We start from the raw sequence: 17,596 nt of genomic DNA, 5'->3' as shown, positions 1-17,596 counted from the left end.
CATTATTAGAGCAGCCTTAGCATTTTTTATGCTTCTGTTCCTAAGGGAGTTAGAGCTTTTGTTTGATCGATAAATATAAAAGCATTGTAACGGTCACTCATCTTAGAAGGCACGTAATTTCCATATGATTCAAAATCAGGATTGTACACCACGCCTATAGCTCTGTGACCAATTCGTTTATTAAATAATCTCTGATTTTCTTCATTAAATATCAACAATTTATCAAATGCTCCGGCATTATGCAATGCATCCTCCCAAGAACCTTTTTGCGCAGGCGGTACATTTATCTGTTTATAGGGCAAACCCCATTCATTTGCTGCAATAACTGTACCTGTATACGTTCCAAAACCAACAGCAAATACGTTTTCTTTTCTATTTTGCAAACGAAGAATCTGCCCTACGTTCACCATTCCCGATTCCTCCATATCTGTAGCAGAAGCATCTCCTATATGCGTGTTATGTTCCCAGATGATTATTTTCGCTTCGTTACCATGGTAATCCATTATTTCATTGATTGCCTCCACCATATGCTCATCTCGAATATTCCAGGATAACTCATCGCTACGGACCATTGCCCGATAATATTCTTCCGCATTTCGTGCAACCAGTGCATTTATTTTTAAATTCAAATCATCTTCTTTTACATCCCTATAGTTTTCCTCATTCGTACGAATGGTGGCCACTAACTTTGAAACTTCATCGACACATGCTTCCGAAATATTAATAGAAGAAATCGCATAGGTTTCAGGATGTCGATTAAATGGTTCAAAACAATTTAAGGCTTTTTTTGCAAACTCTAGCTCTGTTCCATTAGGATTTGTTTTACTTAAATAGGTGATTACTTCGTCTAAAGATTCCCACAAACTATATACATCGATTCCATAGAATCCGACTTTCTTTTTGGTCTCTTTTTGTTCGTTATGCATCTTTAACCATGTAACGAATTCAACTATTTCTTCATTTGCCCACATCCAAGTTGGCCATCGTTTAAAAGCCTTTAGCACGTCTCGAACGTTGAGTTGTTCATCTGTGTAACCTTTAATAAACCTATTAATATGCTGGGTAGATGGCCAATCTCCTTCCACACCAATAAGCGTGAAGCCTTTCTCATCAATCAGCCTTTTGGATAACTCCGCACGAACCGTGTAAAACTCAGAAGTACCATGACTTGCTTCACCCAAAAGGACAATTTTCGCATCTCCAATAGCTTCTATTATGGTAGTTAAATCATCTTTGTTTTTGTAAGGTTGGGCATATCTCTTAATAGATTCTTCATGAAAAGCCAAATGAAAACACTCCTTTTCATTCAAGCTTGAGTCATACAATCCTTTTTCATTCACCTTATTCCCAACTATTTAACAGTGCCATATCCAAGCTTCACCGTATATGCTTATTTAAACGTTACAAGCGCATTCGAATAAACCCTTTCTTTATTTAGCACAAGAAAAGGCCAATACAATAGGAATTCTTTGTCTTCTTTTGAATTCCTCTTCACTCTTAAAATATTCAAGTTGTGGTGTACCTTCCCGTAAGTCCACTATTTGGAATCCTACCTCTTTTAGAGCATGGAAATATTGTTCAATTGTACGGTGATACTTGACGACCACTTCTTCTATCCATGGTTCCTTTCGCTCCCCTTCGTTAAAATAATCGTCCACTATCCAGTTCTCACGTCTGTCTCCTGACTGCTTACTAACAAAAGAAGAAGTAGTAAGTGGGTGTTGAACGCTAAATACAAACCTACCATTTTCTATTAATGCATTATATACATTAGTGAATAACGTTTGTATATCTTCTACATAGTGAATGGCAAATCGTGAAGTTACAATATCAAATTCTTTTTCTGGATAACGAAAAGTCTCCATTGTATTTATGTCGATTGTTCCGTTCATGCCAGAAATATTCTTATTTGCAACATCCGCCATTTGTTTCGAACCCTCTACTCCGTAGTAATGCTTTGCGCCTTTCTCCAGTAATTCCTTCCCAAAAGAGGCATCACCACAACCTAAATCTAGAAAGTTCTTTCCTTGAAAGTTTCCAATTAGTTCGACCATTATTGGTCCTTCAATTGCGTTGTTAGGGCTGTCTTCTCTACCCCTTCTTTTCATATAACTTGTGAAAAAATCCGATTGTTCATAAACACTTGGTCCTTTATATTCCATTATTTATCCGCCTCTTCTTCTAAATATATCCGTTGTCTTATATCCACTTCCAAATATTTTTTCCATTTTGAATAGCCTTTTTCTTGTGCTTCTTTTAGTTTCTCACAGTATAGGTAGCGAGCCCAATCCATTTTAATAATCATGAGTTAATTATTTGTACAGGTTAAGTAATTTTTCATTCCGTTCCAAATACTTTATAATATCCATAACCTTATCTACATATTGACTATTGAAAACATTCATTGTCTTTTTTCAATTTATTAGTGATGACTTCTGGCCTTCAACAGTAAAAATTTCATTCATACTCACCATTCTTGAACATTTTAAATCACTTTCTGGAATATATTCTTCTTCATCCAGGGTAATATGAGTGACCATATCCACTCGATTAATATATTCCTTATACGTTGGGTTATTCTTTTTCGGTTAAGTAATGTACAAATAACCATTCTTCTTGATTAATTGCTTTTCAATCATTTTTTAATGAATTAGCATAATTCTCTAGATTAAACACAAATATAAATACAAGATCAAATTTTAATTCATTAAAATCCCTTATACCTTCTGGTTGATGTAGGATCAACTTTCTCGTATATTTCTCCAAACTTAATTTTTCAATGACAGTTTTGTTGAATTAATCCCGTTTTCTCCCTTCACTACTTAGTTCTACTAATTTCGAATAAAATACCTTAATAAACAATAGTATAAAATGAAAGTACAGGTGACGCATGAGAAAAATAATAAATAATCTTGCAAAGAAACAATGGATAATATGGGGTGCTTTACTACTTATTGCACTGTTTTTTGTCATGAATAGAGAGCTAATCACGCTGCTCTTTGATGGAAATATAGAAGCGGTTCAAAGTTTTTTAAAGAAAAATATGGGGTATGCATTATTCTTTCTATTTTTAGTCATGCTAATTCAAAATTCTTTCACCATATTTCCGCTAATTCTTGTTATTACTATTAATATTACGCTATTTGGATTTGTTAATGGTTTTTTATGGAGCTGGCTAACAAGCATTCTTGCTTCACTTATTGTCTATTATAGCGTTCGTTACATCTTCCAAGAAACCATTATGGAAAAATTTCACCCTAAGGTAATTGAAGAATTAGACACTAATGGTTTTGCTTATGTATTCCAAGCACGAATTTTCCCCTTCGTCCCAACAAGTTTAGTTAACATTTTAGCTGGATTAAGTACTATCCGTGTTCTTCCCTATTTACTGGCAACTACAATTGGAAATTTTTTATATTTCTTTGTTTTAGCACTTATACCAGCAGGCATTTTGTCCGCTGACTGGAATGAATACGTTATTTGGATTATTATAGTGGCCGCGATCCTACTGTATTATTTAATAAAAAAGAAAAGAAAATCCATAAAAGACATAGATACGATAGACTAATCGAAACTTTTAAAATTACAGACATTTATGGTAAGCACTACTTTTAAGTGAATTTCCATAAGAAATAGCTGCACATTTCGAAATAAAACATAATTATTTACATTTCATATCCCAGTCCATTTGCCCTCTTTTACATATGCTACTTGGATTGATAAAAAAGGAGTGAAATAGTATGGTTCAACCATCTCAAGGGGGACAATGGCAACAGGGATATCCATCTAATCCACATGGATATCCAATGCATTACGGACACCAAGGATATCCTATGTATCAACAACCACATTGGCAACAAGGGTATCACGGGTATCACGGGTATCACGGGTACCCTGTTCACAATATGACTTATGGACATCAAGGATATCCTTGGTACCATGGGAATAACTGGCAACAAGGATATCCGGGATATCATGGATACCCTATGCCACGCTAATATTAGTAATTGCATAACAAAGTAAATAATGTAGAATTCCTTTATCTAAATACAAAAAAAGGATATCGCATGTGGATATCCTTTTTTGATATATGGAATTAGTTATAAAATGCATCTGAGATCGCACCAATATTTCTTCTATGGTATAACAGTGGCTCTTTACTATCATTTTGAATATCTAATACTTCCCCAATTAAAACTGTATGATCCCCAGCTTCGATTTGTTTATGCACTTTACATTGTAAAACTGCAAGCGAACCAGACAGCACTGGCAAGTTCAGTTCTGACGTTTTCCAATCACATTGGCTGAAGCGATCCTCTACTTTACTTGAAAATAACGTACATAAAACACCTTGGTCAGCTGCTAAAATATTTACAGTGAATTTATCCGCTTTTAAAAAGTCATTATAAGCATACACTCTTTTATCAATAGACCACAAGATAAGCAATGGATCTAGTGAAACCGATGTAAAGGAATTAACTGTCATTCCCATTGGTTTCCCTTCTTGATTGAAAGCCGTTACAACTGTAACACCTGTGGGATAATTACCCATAGCTGCTTTAAAAATTTCTATTTGCCCTATTTGATTTTTCATATACGCAACTTCCATTCTCTTTTTTTGGTTTAAGCATATCAAAATCATTCTCTTCTTTCACACATTTAGATTCTTCTATCATCATTTTGTTTAAATCTTCACCAGGCAGGGTAAAGATAGTTAGAACACAAAAACAAAAAAATGGAGGAATTTTAATGACACTCAAATTAACTGTAGAAAATGCCGTACAAGCAAAACAAGAAATAGAAAAACTTGAGACACAGGGATATTCACGAGATAACATTCATATTTTCGCCCATTTCAAAGAAAGATCCGACGATATTAATGACGCTTTAGATACAAAAGATGTCGGCATGAAAGAACAAGGCTTCCTTGAATCCATGAAAAATTTGTTTACATCTCGTGGTGATGAACTGCGAAGTAAAATGGAGGCAACTGGTTTATCGAAAGAAGAAGCTGCGGATGCTGAAAAAGAACTAGATAAGGGCAAATTAATAATTATTGCTCATCATTGATTTATAAATTGTCCCCATTCCCTTTTGATAGGGAATGGGGTTTTTATTTGCATTTGCTCAATTTTTATTGCAACGTGCTCCCAAAGGAACTCACCAACTTATTATTTGAAATAAATTAAGAACTATTGCATGATAATAAGAACGAACGTTTTACTATTTAAGCAAAAGAGGTGAAATTTCTTGAAACCAGTAATTTTAGCTGAAAAGCCAAGTCAGGCAAAAGCTTATGCAGATGCATTTTCTGTCAAACGACATGAAGGTTATTTGGAAATTAACCCTTGTCCAGTTTTCCCAGAAGGAGCTTATATAACTTGGGGTATTGGTCACTTAGTTGAATTGAAGGAACCAAAAGCATATGACCCAAAATGGGATAAATGGTCGCTGAATAGCTTGCCTATTTTACCTGAACGGTACGAATTTCAAATCGCAAAGGGAAAATTTAAACAGTTCACCATCGTAAAAAAACTTATGAAAGCTGCGAATACAGTCATTAATGCCTGTGATGTGGATCGCGAAGGATCGAATATCTTTTATAGTATATACAATCAAACTGGAGCAAGGGGACAAACGATTAAACGATTGTGGATAAATTCTCTGGAAGTAGAAGAAGTGCGGAAAGGGTTTGCCAACTTACAGGATAATCGCAAAGATTTGCTTCTATACGAAGAAGCAAAAGCTCGTCAAATTAGCGATTGGCTCGTAGGGATGAATGGTTCGCGACTATATTCTCTTTTATTGCAATCACAGGGTATTAAGGAAGTCTTTCCAATTGGACGTGTGCAATCTCCAACTATTTACTTGATTTATCAACGTCAAATGGAGATAGAAAACTTTGTTTCGGAGCCATTCTTTGAGATTGAAGCAACATTTACAGCAGGACAAGGAACTTATAAAGGAAAAGCAAAAGCGAAAGAACCGAAAAGAGAAATCATTCAAGCACTTCTTGCAAAGCATGCGATTCAACCAAATTCACCTGGGGTAATCGCTTCTGTAGAGAAAATTGATAAACGGATGCCTCCACCGCAACTCCATTCATTATCAACTTTACAAGCAACTGCTAATCGATTATGGAAAACGAGCCCGGCGAATGTGTTGAAGACAATGCAAGTACTTTATGAAAAAAAACTTGTTACGTATCCTCGTACGGATTCACGATATATTACACCAAGTGAGTTTAGCTATCTTGCTGCACAGGTGACGGATTATCAGCAGCTTATCGGACACTCGTTTCCGGTTAGTTCCCTCTCTCCAAAGAAGCGTTATGTGGATAGTTCAAAAGTACAGGAGCATTATGCTATAATTCCGACGAAAAAGATTCCGTCACAAACGGTACTTGCTAGATTGTCTCCTATTGAAAAAAATTTATACGAAGAAATTGTACGCACAACAATCGCGATGTTTCATACCGATTATTTATATACGGAAACAAAAGTGACAACGGATGTAAATGGATTACCTTTTTTCACCACTGGCAAAACCGAACGTGACAAAGGTTGGAAAGCATTGTTCGTTCGTTCTTCAAAAGAGAGAGAGAATGAAGAACCAACATTGCCTCCTTTATATGAGCAGGAAACTGTGAAAAGCGATATTGCTATAAAAGAAGGAAAAACGTTACCTCCAAAACCTTATACAGAAGGTCAACTCATCGCCATGATGAAAACTTGTGGAAAACTTGTGGAGGATAAAAGTGAAACTGACATTTTAAAAGAAGTGGAAGGTCTTGGAACAGAGGCAACGCGCAGTGGAATTATCGAAACGATTAAGCGACATGGATATATTGATGTATTGAAAAATATCGTTTCTATTACGGATAAAGGAAGTGTTCTTTGCCAAGCAATTGAAGGAAATCTTCTCGCAAGCCCATCCATGACAGCTAAATGGGAAACGTATTTACGAAAAATAGGCAATGGTGAAGGCTCACAGGAGCGTTTTTTGGGAAGCATTGCGAAATTTATTCATAGCTTGTTACAAGAAGTTCCTAATCAATTAAAGTCTAAAAATATTGATATAAAACTTACACCTAAAGCGTCGGGCTCCAAGTATTCATCATATAAACAAGAACCAATTGCTCCCTGCCCGAAATGTAAGGAAGGTTTTATCGTTGCAAGAAAAAGCTTTTATGGTTGCACTAATTATAAAAATGGATGCACACAAACATTTAATGGTTTCTTTTTAAAGAAGAAGATTACACCAAGTCAGATTAAACTCCTATGTACAAAAGGAAGAACAAATGAAATAAAAGGATTTGTTGCAGAAAACGGTCAAACGTTTAACGCCAGTCTTTCATTTGTAGAGGGTAAATTGAAGTTAGAGTTTAAGGAATGAATCGTATTACAATAAAAGTCTATTACTTGCGATTTACAGCTTTGATCTTGTGATTCTAAGTGGCGATCTTGCGATTAGGAGACTTTATCTTTCGATTTAGCAAGTCTAATTTGTCTTTCTAAAATCTCTCTCCAAAAAGAAGCTGTCCTTTGGCTAAAAGAACAGCTTCTTTCTTTCATTCAAATGGATAAGCATATGCGGTATTGCCCATGCGTCCTATGGTTGTTACTGCTTGTGACAAGGAATTTAAAATTGCTTCCTCTGTAACCTCCACTGCTCCTAGAAAAAGATCATTCATAACAGAATGGTCGTCTCTTAGTTGCTGTCTCGTTTCAAGGCTTTCCTCTAAGTTATGCGGAATTCTATGTGCCGTGGAAAAAGCAATGACAATATCTCCGCTGCCATTACTAAAATGGCTACCTGTTCTTCCAAGCCCTATACCACATCTCTTTGCCAATCGCTTTAACTGTCTACTGCTAAGCGGAGCATCCGTCGCGAGTACAATCATAATAGAACCGTCTGCTGGCTTTGGAAAGGTTGGGACTTCTGACTTTCCTTCCACCTTATAATGTTCACTTTGAAAGTCTTCTTTTCTTCCAAAATTACTTAGAACTAAGCAACCTATTGTATAATTTGCTTCCCCGTCTTGAACAAGACGCGAAGAAGATCCTATGCCTCCTTTATAGCCAAAGCATATCATCCCTTTACCTGCCCCCACTGCTCCTTCTGAAGAAATGTCTGAAGAGGCTTTTTGAATGCATTCAATCGCATGTTTTGGCTGAATCGGCAGTTTGCGAATCGAGTTTAATCTACTATCATTACACTCTCCTACGACAAGATTGATCGTGCCTGTAGTTTCTCCAATATCGGGGTTTTGTTCTAACATGTATTCCAATGTGCCCTGCGTGACTGCTGGAATTGCAAAAGTATTTGTCAGCATAATTGGCGACTCAATTAAGCCTAATTCATCCACTTGTACAAGCCCCGTTGTTTTTCCAAATCCATTTAATACATAACCCGCCCCGACTACTTTTTCTTGAAACAAATTACCATCATGCGGCAAAATTGCACTTACCCCAGTGCAAGCATATTCTCCTTCGCCTAAAGGATTATTCAGTGTAACATGCCCCACTTTGACTCCTTCTACATCGGTAATGCAGTTCTTTTTTCCGACTGGAAGACGTCCAATTACAATTCCTCTTTGTCTAATCTTTTTCGGCTCACGTTCAATCATTGAAAGGTCTCCACTTTAGATGTTTCTTTCCATCTATTTATAGAGGCTTTCTCGATAAAATCTGATTTATTGGCATATAGACGAATAACATCTTTTATTTCTTCTGCTAGATATTTTTCATTTCGATTGTTTGCGAGACTTTCATATCCTGAACCTCTTTGTAAATAGTCTGAGCTAGCCACTGTATACCAAGTTTCATCATCTAGCAGTTTTTCCTTCACATAAATTGCTCGTACAAACTTTCCATCATGAACAATTTCTGCTCCTGCTATATGCAATCGCCCTACATATCTACCTCTAAAGCCAGGCCCTCTTCCATCGGCTAAGCAAACTTGTGCATCAAGTGATTGTTCCAGTGCTTCTTTTATATACTTCCCTTGTATTTCAAACGAAGTAGGATTTAATGGAGACGGGCAGATTTCGATTAGTTTTTTCTTCGATAGTTCATTAAAAACACCCGCATTACATATCCCACTATTAATAAGTCCGATATCGCAGTTCAGCATATCCTTTAATCCATCAGCGATTAGATTAGTTAATGGATTTTCTTCGATGACATCATGCCATAACGGTTGTAGTAGTGGATAGATTGGTTGGCTAAGTACTTCAATTGCTTTTTCTTTATTTGATTTTAATAAAGCTAATATGTTGTCGTCTTTTTCCGCATTCTTTGAAGAAATGGTTTTTGAATGGAGCAGTTTTACTTCACCATCTTTTATTTCGAGTTCAAGAATTCCTAAATGCTCCCCATAGTTTCCAGCACTGTTCATGATTATATTATTAATTACTTTCGCTTCGCTAAAAAGTTTATGATCATGCGCTGAAATAATAACATCAATTTCTGGTATTTCCATGGCAAGTGGTTCATCTGCAAATGTTCCAACGTGACTTAAGAGAATACAAATATCATAATCTCCTGCATTTCTTTTTATTTCTTCGACAATCGCTTCTTTATATTCCGTCATATAAATTCCAATTCCATCATTAAATTCACCCATGTTGGGAGAAGATCCAGTGATTAGTATTCGAAGTCCATTTTTACTCAATATAACGCTTTTGAAGACACCATTAATCGTTGTTTTATCTTTTTTAAATAAGTTATTGCTAATAAACGGAAAAGAACTATTGCTCGCCATATGCTCGAGTGTATCTATGCCATTGAACATTTCGTTATTTCCAATAGTAAGAGCATCGTAACCGGCTGCTTCTAATAATTCAATTGCAGCTAATCCTCTCGTTCCTTGCAACTCGATGCTTTTAAAATCTGCAAAATCTCCACCATCTAATATTAGTGTGTGTTCGTCTTTATATTGCTTAATAAGCGTTGCAACTCTAGCAAAGTTTTCAAAATTGCTATGTACATCATTCGTATGTAATATCTTTAATTTCATAATTTCCTCCAGTACTATTTTTAATTGGACAATCCTTTTATATTCTACATAGTTAACTTAATTCCTTCTTAATTTATCATACAATAAAATCGTTTTTCTTCCGTTATATAGGGAATAGTAAAAACAGTAAATTGAAGGAGGTAGGTAAAATGGACATTTTAAGCGTAGACGGACATATCAACAAAAAACGACTGGCACTGAGTATCCTCGTACCAGTCATTGGAGGTTCTGTAACTGGGTGGCTAGCTAACCGAAGGGCACAAGAGGAATACAAAAAACTGAAACAACCTTTCTTTGCACCGCCTGGAGCAATATTTCCTATTGTTTGGACGTCACTTTACACACTTATGGGAATAGCAAAATACCGAGCAGATGAAAAAATGAATTGGAAAAAAGAAAGCTCTCTTGCGATACCCTTATACGACTTACAATTAGGACTTAACTTTTTATGGTCCTTCCTATTTTTCCGTTGGGGATTACGCGGTACAGCACTTATTGAAATGACAGCCTTACTTGCTCTTATAGCTTTAACAGCATATGAATTCCAAAAAGTAGACAAAACTGCGGGAGCCCTCATGGTTCCATACATCGGTTGGGTTACATTTGCGCTTGGTCTGAATTACGCGGTTTGGCAATTAAACAAATAATACTTGCAACCTTATCTCTAAAAAACGAAAACTTTATTCACTTGGGGTATGTTACAAAAATTACAGGTGCCAGGCACTTGAAATAAAGTTAAAAAATCTGACCAGTAGAAAATACTGGTCAGATTTTTTATATACATGAAATTGTTTTCACATTGCGCTAAACTTGAAGAGAGGAGGAATACCAATTGAAGAATTTTTTTCTAATTAGTAGTTTAATATTGTTAGTCGGCTGTTCCGATAAGCTTGATACTTCACAGTTAACCAATAAACAAGATAACAAGAATAGCTCTATTAAATTTTATGCTGCTCCTTCTGCCAAAGTTGCAATAGAAGCTTTACCTTACGAAGTCACCTTACCATCGAAGTTGCCATTTGACTCAGATGAATTTAATTCTTTGGGAATCACGGATATCGGTGGACAGGGTCTAAATGCAGATGCGCAATTCATGGCTTCGGACAAAAAAAATAACCAACTACTTTTGTCTACTAGTACTGGAACAGTTGAATATCCTAAGAAAAACCCAGAAGAAATTACGTTAAAGAGTGGATATAAAGCATATTATACAGAACCAGAAAGTTTAGATGTAATTGTTGATAATGTCACATATTCATTTACACTTATAATGCCAGAACAAGATGACGAATACCTAAAACAAGCGCTAATAAAATTAGCAGAGCAGCTATAAAGTGCCAGTCATCAAAACAATCACATATAATTTACAGAAAATAGTAATAGAAGAAGGTTATCACCAGTGTTTCGAAACCAAATAGATGGAGGAAAATGACTTAACTATACCAATTCCCTTGGAAACGAGACTATTTTGGTCAGAATCGAGACCAAATCTAATCTTCCATAATAAAAAATATGATCTGACCGGTTTTTCATTGGTCAGATCTTATTAACGACATCAATTATTTAATTCGCATATACTCCATTACTTTTAAATCGATAAATCCTCTTTCTTGCACTCGTTCATCAAAGTTTTCAATAAGATGATAAGACTGCACTGCATCTAACAAATCGTCATATTCTGTCAAATCACGATCCAAATGACCGTTTTCATATAATAGATTTTGAAGTTCTTCTACAAGTTCCCCTTCTATCCCCACGACATCTTCTGTTAAAGTTGCCTCAAAATAAAGTCGGTGCAATTTTAATAATCTTGCTAATTCTTGTACTGGTTCTTCATGGTCATCTACTCGAAGATCGATATAGCGATCATTGTATCCACCATAACTCCCGTTCTCTTTTACAATCAACAGGGCAGCTGACTGTTTTCCTCTACTATCTCCACCTGCAATATCTCCCGCATTTAGAGCAGCGAGTAAACGTTCCGCTAAAGAACCCTCTGTTTGGATAAATATCGATTTCATTGCTTCTACCGTATCTTTATCTACTAATATATTACCTTGAGCAGCAAAGTTTTCTCCTGCAAAACCACCAGCCCAGTCAAAACAATCCTCGCCAGTGAACGATACACTTTGCCCACTTGCATCTACAATTCCTACTTGTCTGGAACCGGATTTTTCATCATTTTGAACAAGCTCTTTAAGAACTTCATCAGGAGTCAACCCTTTTTCGAGCATCTCCAAACCGTTCTTTCCATAATCTAAGTTTGCCCATGATTGTGTTGCAATCGCACCCACTCCAGCTTTTGCAAATGGAACAACTGCCCCCACACTTAAAAATTTTGATGCTACCGCTACCCCTAATTCTTTTGTTTGCGGATCAAATCCAACAATAGAAAATGTCATATCCATACCCCTTTCATTTACAAAAACTATTAACCTCTATTGTATCTTTATATTCTGATAATTAAAAGAAAGATTCCATCCCTTTTTCTAGGTGAATGGAATCCTCGCAATGTTATTTATTTTTGTTCACATTTAGGATTTGTTTACTACTTATTATTTGTCGTAATCGTTTGATTTTCATAAACAATTTTTCCACCTAAATGACCTGTAGTAGCTAATGTAGTTATTCCAGCAATACTTAATATAACAATTAGTGTAGTAATTAAACCTTTTCTAATTGCAATATTTTTAAAAATTCGAAACCTATAATCTGGGTGTTTAAATAAAACTTTTATTACCGCTAACAGGCCAAAAATAATGACAGAAATATTAGCTAGTAATGAGTGCAGTTCAACAGTATCGTGAACGGATCTTCCCCAATGTTCAAACGCAAAACTTTCCGCTCCATCTCCTGTAAGCAAACTAAAAACTCCAGTAATCACTCCAATTATTATTAAAACTGTTCCAACTTTGTTCCAAAAATCACTTTTTAGAAATACATTTACAATTTCAATAATGCCTCCTAAAACGAGAAGTGCAATCGGAAAATGAACAATTAACGGATGTAAAGGCATAAATACCAAGCTCCTTTTAAAAGATATAAATTCATAATAAAAAACAAAAATGAAATATTACTGAAAATAGAGCAAAAAACCTTAATTGAGGTAATTTCATAAATAGCATTTAATTATTTAAACACGATCAATGATTATTTTATTGATTGGAGCAACAGGCGGCGACTATAGCTGGATGAGTGAGACAGATAAGCCATTACAAACGACGCGAGTGCGGCGGTGATGGCTCCTCGCTCACCCCGCGAAAAGCGTCCGCCTATAGCGGAAATCATGCTGATTTATAAAGAGTATATTATATATATTCTCACATTTCATTTTAATATTGTTCGTGTTTCATGCTCTAAATTTGAATTATCAAATTAACGAAATTGTAAAAGAGTAAATGAAATTTGCGCTTTCATTCTTTATTGGTGCTTAAAATAACAAAATTTATTGACAATTACTTTTCTATTTGGTAAATTCAAATACAATATCTTAGATAAAGAGAGTAACAACATCGGATTATTAAGCGAGCTAGGGATGGTGAGAGCCTAGTTAGGAAGAGTTGTGAAGCGCACTTTGGAGATGCTTTATAGGAAAAGTGTTTACTTGTTAGTAATTCCCTATAAGCCGGAGACTCACCGTTATGAAGAAAGTGGCCTAAAATAGGCAAATTGAGTGGTACCGCGGAAGTGCAAGCTTTCGTCTCATTTTTATAATGAGACGAGGGCTTTTTTATTATAGGAGGCGTTTAGATGAAACAGAAAGTAGTAAGTATTCTGCAAAACTTCACCACCGAGTTAATCGAGGAACATATGATTGTGGTACCTGTATATACCCATTTAGGAGACTACTCCTTACCATGTTTTTCATTTGCTAAAAAACAAAGAAAATCACCTATTTTAATTGCACAAGAAATGGCTTCTTGTATTCAAGACGAAGACATTGAAAAAGCGGAAGCGGTAAATGGATATGTAAATATTTTCATGAGACGAACATCATTTACAACAGCCATTCTAAATACCATTCGTGAAGCAGGAAAAAAATATGGTTCATCTAACTTAGGTGCAGGCAGCGCTGTAACAATTGATATGTCCTCTCCAAATATTGCCAAACCCTTTTCTATGGGACATCTAAGATCAACTGTCATCGGTAATTCTATTACATTATTACTCGATAAAAGTGGATACAAAACTGTAAAAATTAACCATCTCGGAGACTGGGGTACTCAGTTCGGAAAATTACTAGTGGCTTATCGATTATGGGGAGACAAAAAGAAAGTCCAAGAAGCTCCCATTCAATCATTATTAGCACTTTATATTCGGTTTCACGAGGAAGCAGAAAAGGATAATTCCTTAAATGACCGGGGTAGAGCGGCATTTAAATCGTTAGAAGAAGGTGAGCCAGAAGCATTAGCTCTTTGGGAATGGTTTCGAAGAGAATCGTTACTTGAATTTCAAAAAATCTATGACTTACTTGGCGTAACTTTTGATTCCTTTCACGGGGAGGCTTACTACAATGATAAAATGGATCCAATTGTGGAAGAGTTACTGCAAAAGAACTTATTAATGGAGTCTGATGGAGCGCAAGTAGTAGATGTTGGCGAGAATATGCCACCATGTTTAATCAAAAAATCCGATGGTGCAACTTTATATGCAACAAGAGATATTACGGCAGCCATTCACCGAAAAAATGATTATCAATTCGAACAGTCTTTGTATGTTGTAGGAAATGAACAAAGTTTACACTTTGCTCAATTAAAGAGTGTATTAAATAAAATGGGATATGAATGGTCGCAATCTATTCAACACATCCCTTTTGGATTGATATTGAAAGACGGCAAAAAATTATCTACTCGCAAAGGCAAAGTTATCTTATTAGAAGAGGTGTTGAATGAGGCAATTCAATTAGCCGAGAGAACAATAGAAGAAAAGAATCCTTCATTAGTGAATAAAAAAGAAGTGGCTAAACAAGTAGGTGTAGGTGCTGTTATCTTTAGTGATTTAAAACAACACCGAAAGCATGACATTGATTTTGACCTGAAGAAAATGCTCCAAACTGATGGAGAAACAGGCCCATATGTTCAATACGCTCATGCAAGAGCATGTTCTATTTTAAGAAAAATCCAAGAAGTAGACATCATAGAAGTTACTGAAGTAAATGATTTTGAATGGCAAGTGGTTACATCACTACAACAATTCCCTAACACTATTAAACGTGCAACAGATGAATTTGATCCTTCCATAATTGCAAAATACTCGATTAATTTGGCACAATCATTCAACTCTTTCTACGGAAATGTTCCCATCGTGAATGATCGAAGCCATTTGGCATATCGCATTGCGCTAGTTCAGTCCGTAGTTATTGTATTAAAAGAAGCTTTACGACTTTTAGGAATTGAAGCTCCAAGTGAAATGTAATACCAAAAGTATTCTTTAAGAAACACAGATGGTTTTACACCTGCTCTCCTTTCTAAAGATTTTATATCTTTTTTAGCCATCGCTTGTTCTACTTTCATAGAAATAGAACAAGCGGCTTATTAGAGCATCTTGAATTCACTATTTCCCAAATGCTTTGGACAAAATTTAATCTATACATGGTTATATAATGGGAATAAAATTGAATAATATTAACCATTAAACCGAACTAACCTAAAAAAGTCTTGTTCCCCGACGATTTCTATTGGTAATCCCAAACTGATCATTTCTTCTACTTTCTTCATTTTCGTACTTTTTATCCCTTGAACATACTTTACTAAATCATTATCTCCAACTACTAAAACGTTTGTGTGGCTATCAACGCTACCTTTACATATGGCACCACAATTGACTGCTAGTTGCGCTGCTTGCATTCTAGTCATTGAAAGCATTCTTCCAGTGAATACAATATTAGCCCCGTAAAACGGATGCTTCGTATTCGGAATGCCCACTTCAGTTTCAAGTAACTGTATGGAACTATCCATTTTCTTTTGTTTCGAAAGAGTTCCCTGTTTTTTCATAGGAGTTGGAGTACCTATTTTTATTTTGTGTAACTTGAATAGTTCTTGTATAGAATTTGTTCTCGTTTTCTGCATTGCCTCTAAAGTTATTAGTGCCGATGCTCGAGCATCTTCTAAAGCATCATGATGTCTTAGGCTTATGCCTAAATAATTTGCTACCGTAGAAAGCTTGTGATTATATAAATTTGGCCAAACCTTTTTGGAGATTTGATATGAGCAACCATATTGAAAGTCAGGGGTTGATTCATAAAAGTTGGTTAACGATGCTCGCAGAACACTAATATCAAAACTAGCATTATGTGCAATAATCGTTTGGTTTTCGACGAACATTTTAAAATTTGGCCAGAATTCTTCAAATGTTGGTGCACTCATAACCATATCTTCTGTAATACCATGAATTTTTGTATTGTAGTAGTTAAATTCACTTAATGGATTGATCAATGTATGTATTTCTTCTTTAATCTTTCCTGCCTTTACTTGGACAATCCCGATGGAGCATACACTAGTCCGCAAACTATTTGCCGTTTCAAAATCGATTGCAATAAAATCCATGTGTGTTCCTCCTTTTCGAATGGTTTGATTTAGATTATCTCACATTCTATCGAACACCAAAACCCCTTGCAGTTTTTGAGCTCTACAAGGGGTTTACCTATAAGTTTTAAGAACTTAATAAAGACGATTCATAGGGTTAATATCATCCAAATGTCTTTCTCTATCTAGTTTCTCTTCGTATTGCTCCGGAGAATGGCTTTCTTCATCCTCTAAAACTTCACTACCAAATGCGGCTGGACCTAAATTAGGATCTACTCCTGGAGATTGTGTACCATAATTTTTTCTTTCCTCTGTAATACTTTCATTAATGGTCGGCCGATGTACTTGTACACTCTTTTCTTCTTGCATGGAAGTTCCAATATGGTTCTCCTCTTTGGCTAGGTATGGATCCGTAGCAAATGTCTCACCTCGAACAAAGCGATCTTGAGGTTCGTCAAATCTCCCATCTGTTTCATTCACTAACTCGTTTGTTGAAGGAGTAAATCCTTGTTCTTTTGAATAATCACTCAGCGGTTCTTCTGTTTCCACAAATGGAGATTGGACAACATCTGTTACAACTGATTCCATGTATTCAAATTCATTTTGATGGGTTCCATAACTAGCATCATCTGCATGTGTTAAAACGTCTGTGTATAGAACGATGCACCCATTTGCCACTTCTTTTGAATAGCGTTCTGTTTCATGTTCATTTAAATCTAATTTTCGTAATCCTTCTGTTACTGCATCTTCTCCAGTAAACCATGATTTAAATTTGTCTATAAAAGATCCCGCTTCATGGGTAGACACTTCCGATTGTCGATTAAGTGTATTCAAGTGTGCATTTTCTTTTGATATAACATGGATATCACTTTCGGCATAACCTTGTTCTTGCAGGAGCTCCAACTTTTCATACATCTCTTCCTCTGAATGAGCTACTTCAATTCTTCGATTTGATTCAATGTTCATGTTGATTCCTCCTTGGTTTTGTCTTATATACTATTTACCCGTGCAAGAACGCAGAAAAACCTCTATTTCATTTTTTAATATTTTTG

16 protein-coding genes and 1 other annotated feature are annotated in these 17,596 nt (G+C 35.7%); of the genes, 7 read left to right on the top strand and 9 right to left on the bottom strand.

Features of this window, described 5'->3' with window-relative positions:
* Nucleotides 1-26 precede the first annotated feature (26 nt).
* Together PB01_RS02475 and PB01_RS02470 are read right to left on the bottom strand one after the other, a co-directional pair.
* Entirely contained in the window at nt 27-1,286 is a 1,260-nt protein-coding gene (locus PB01_RS02475) for an erythromycin esterase family protein (protein ID WP_151698714.1), read from the bottom strand.
* A gap of 144 nt (nt 1,287-1,430) precedes the next feature.
* Nucleotides 1,431-2,162 (bottom strand): class I SAM-dependent methyltransferase, encoded by a 732-nt coding sequence (locus PB01_RS02470; protein WP_151698713.1) that lies wholly within the window; start codon nt 2,160-2,162, stop codon nt 1,431-1,433.
* A 728-nt stretch (nt 2,163-2,890) separates the two neighbouring features.
* Between PB01_RS02470 and PB01_RS02465 the strand changes: the two genes are divergently transcribed.
* Both PB01_RS02465 and PB01_RS02460 read left to right on the top strand, forming a co-directional pair.
* Nucleotides 2,891-3,568, top strand: a complete 678-nt coding sequence (locus tag PB01_RS02465; protein WP_151698712.1) for a TVP38/TMEM64 family protein — start codon at nt 2,891-2,893, stop codon at nt 3,566-3,568.
* Nucleotides 3,569-3,740: 172 nt separating this feature from the next.
* Entirely contained in the window at nt 3,741-3,998 is a 258-nt protein-coding gene (locus tag PB01_RS02460) for a hypothetical protein (protein ID WP_151698711.1), read from the top strand.
* A gap of 98 nt (nt 3,999-4,096) precedes the next feature.
* Here the strand turns inward: PB01_RS02460 and PB01_RS02455 are convergent, their stop codons facing one another.
* Nucleotides 4,097-4,594, bottom strand: a complete 498-nt coding sequence (locus tag PB01_RS02455) for a flavin reductase family protein (RefSeq protein ID WP_151698710.1) — start codon at nt 4,592-4,594, stop codon at nt 4,097-4,099.
* Between the two features lie 155 nt (nt 4,595-4,749).
* Here PB01_RS02455 and PB01_RS02450 point away from each other — a divergent pair, with 155 nt between their 5' ends.
* Together PB01_RS02450 and PB01_RS02445 are read left to right on the top strand one after the other, a co-directional pair.
* Complete coding sequence (locus PB01_RS02450; protein ID WP_151698709.1) at nt 4,750-5,070, top strand: YflT domain-containing protein; 321 nt, start codon at nt 4,750-4,752, stop codon at nt 5,068-5,070.
* A gap of 180 nt (nt 5,071-5,250) precedes the next feature.
* Nucleotides 5,251-7,395, top strand: coding sequence for a type IA DNA topoisomerase (locus tag PB01_RS02445; RefSeq protein WP_151698708.1), 2,145 nt, complete (start codon nt 5,251-5,253; stop codon nt 7,393-7,395).
* 175 nt (nt 7,396-7,570) lie between these two features.
* Here PB01_RS02445 and PB01_RS02440 read toward each other — a convergent pair whose 3' ends face one another.
* Both PB01_RS02440 and PB01_RS02435 read right to left on the bottom strand, forming a co-directional pair.
* On the bottom strand, nt 7,571-8,629 hold the full coding sequence (locus tag PB01_RS02440; RefSeq protein ID WP_151698707.1) for a DmpA family aminopeptidase: 1,059 nt from the start codon (nt 8,627-8,629) through the stop codon (nt 7,571-7,573).
* Entirely contained in the window at nt 8,626-10,020 is a 1,395-nt protein-coding gene (locus PB01_RS02435; protein ID WP_151698706.1) for a bifunctional metallophosphatase/5'-nucleotidase, read from the bottom strand. Before PB01_RS02435 ends, PB01_RS02440 begins: the two co-directional genes overlap by 4 nt.
* Nucleotides 10,021-10,169: 149 nt before the next feature.
* On the opposite strand from PB01_RS02435, the gene PB01_RS02430 reads away from it, so the two are divergent.
* Together PB01_RS02430 and PB01_RS02425 are read left to right on the top strand one after the other, a co-directional pair.
* Nucleotides 10,170-10,667, top strand: coding sequence for a TspO/MBR family protein (locus PB01_RS02430; protein ID WP_151698705.1), 498 nt, complete (start codon nt 10,170-10,172; stop codon nt 10,665-10,667).
* A 185-nt stretch (nt 10,668-10,852) separates the two neighbouring features.
* Nucleotides 10,853-11,353, top strand: a complete 501-nt coding sequence (locus PB01_RS02425) for a hypothetical protein (RefSeq protein WP_151698704.1) — start codon at nt 10,853-10,855, stop codon at nt 11,351-11,353.
* Nucleotides 11,354-11,579: 226 nt separating this feature from the next.
* On the opposite strand, the gene PB01_RS02420 is transcribed toward PB01_RS02425, so the two are convergent.
* Nucleotides 11,580-12,422 carry a DUF1028 domain-containing protein gene (locus tag PB01_RS02420; RefSeq protein ID WP_151698703.1) on the bottom strand — a complete coding sequence of 281 codons (843 nt, stop codon included), beginning with the start codon at nt 12,420-12,422 and terminating at the stop codon, nt 11,580-11,582.
* Between the two features lie 146 nt (nt 12,423-12,568).
* The gene (locus PB01_RS02415) at nt 12,569-13,036 is read right to left on the bottom strand and encodes a DUF2231 domain-containing protein (RefSeq protein WP_151698702.1); all 468 of its coding nucleotides are present in this window, start codon (nt 13,034-13,036) and stop codon (nt 12,569-12,571) included.
* Between the two features lie 466 nt (nt 13,037-13,502).
* Nucleotides 13,503-13,728 (top strand) — a binding site (T-box leader).
* Nucleotides 13,729-13,770: 42 nt separating this feature from the next.
* Between PB01_RS02415 and argS the strand changes: the two genes are divergently transcribed.
* Nucleotides 13,771-15,435: an arginine--tRNA ligase gene (gene argS, locus PB01_RS02410; RefSeq protein WP_151698701.1), complete on the top strand. Its 1,665-nt coding sequence runs from the start codon at nt 13,771-13,773 to the stop codon at nt 15,433-15,435.
* Between the two features lie 209 nt (nt 15,436-15,644).
* Here argS and PB01_RS02405 read toward each other — a convergent pair whose 3' ends face one another.
* Nucleotides 15,645-16,565, bottom strand: coding sequence for an exonuclease domain-containing protein (locus tag PB01_RS02405; RefSeq protein WP_151698700.1), 921 nt, complete (start codon nt 16,563-16,565; stop codon nt 15,645-15,647).
* 114 nt (nt 16,566-16,679) lie between these two features.
* Complete coding sequence (locus tag PB01_RS02400) at nt 16,680-17,510, bottom strand: YflT domain-containing protein (RefSeq protein WP_151698699.1); 831 nt, start codon at nt 17,508-17,510, stop codon at nt 16,680-16,682.
* Nucleotides 17,511-17,596 lie beyond the last annotated feature (86 nt).

Source organism: Psychrobacillus glaciei (genome assembly GCF_008973485.1).
In the GTDB taxonomy this organism is placed as follows: Bacteria; Bacillota; Bacilli; order Bacillales_A; family Planococcaceae; genus Psychrobacillus; species Psychrobacillus glaciei.
Note: the sequence above shows the minus strand (reverse complement) of the source record. Positions and strands in the feature narration are given on the sequence as shown.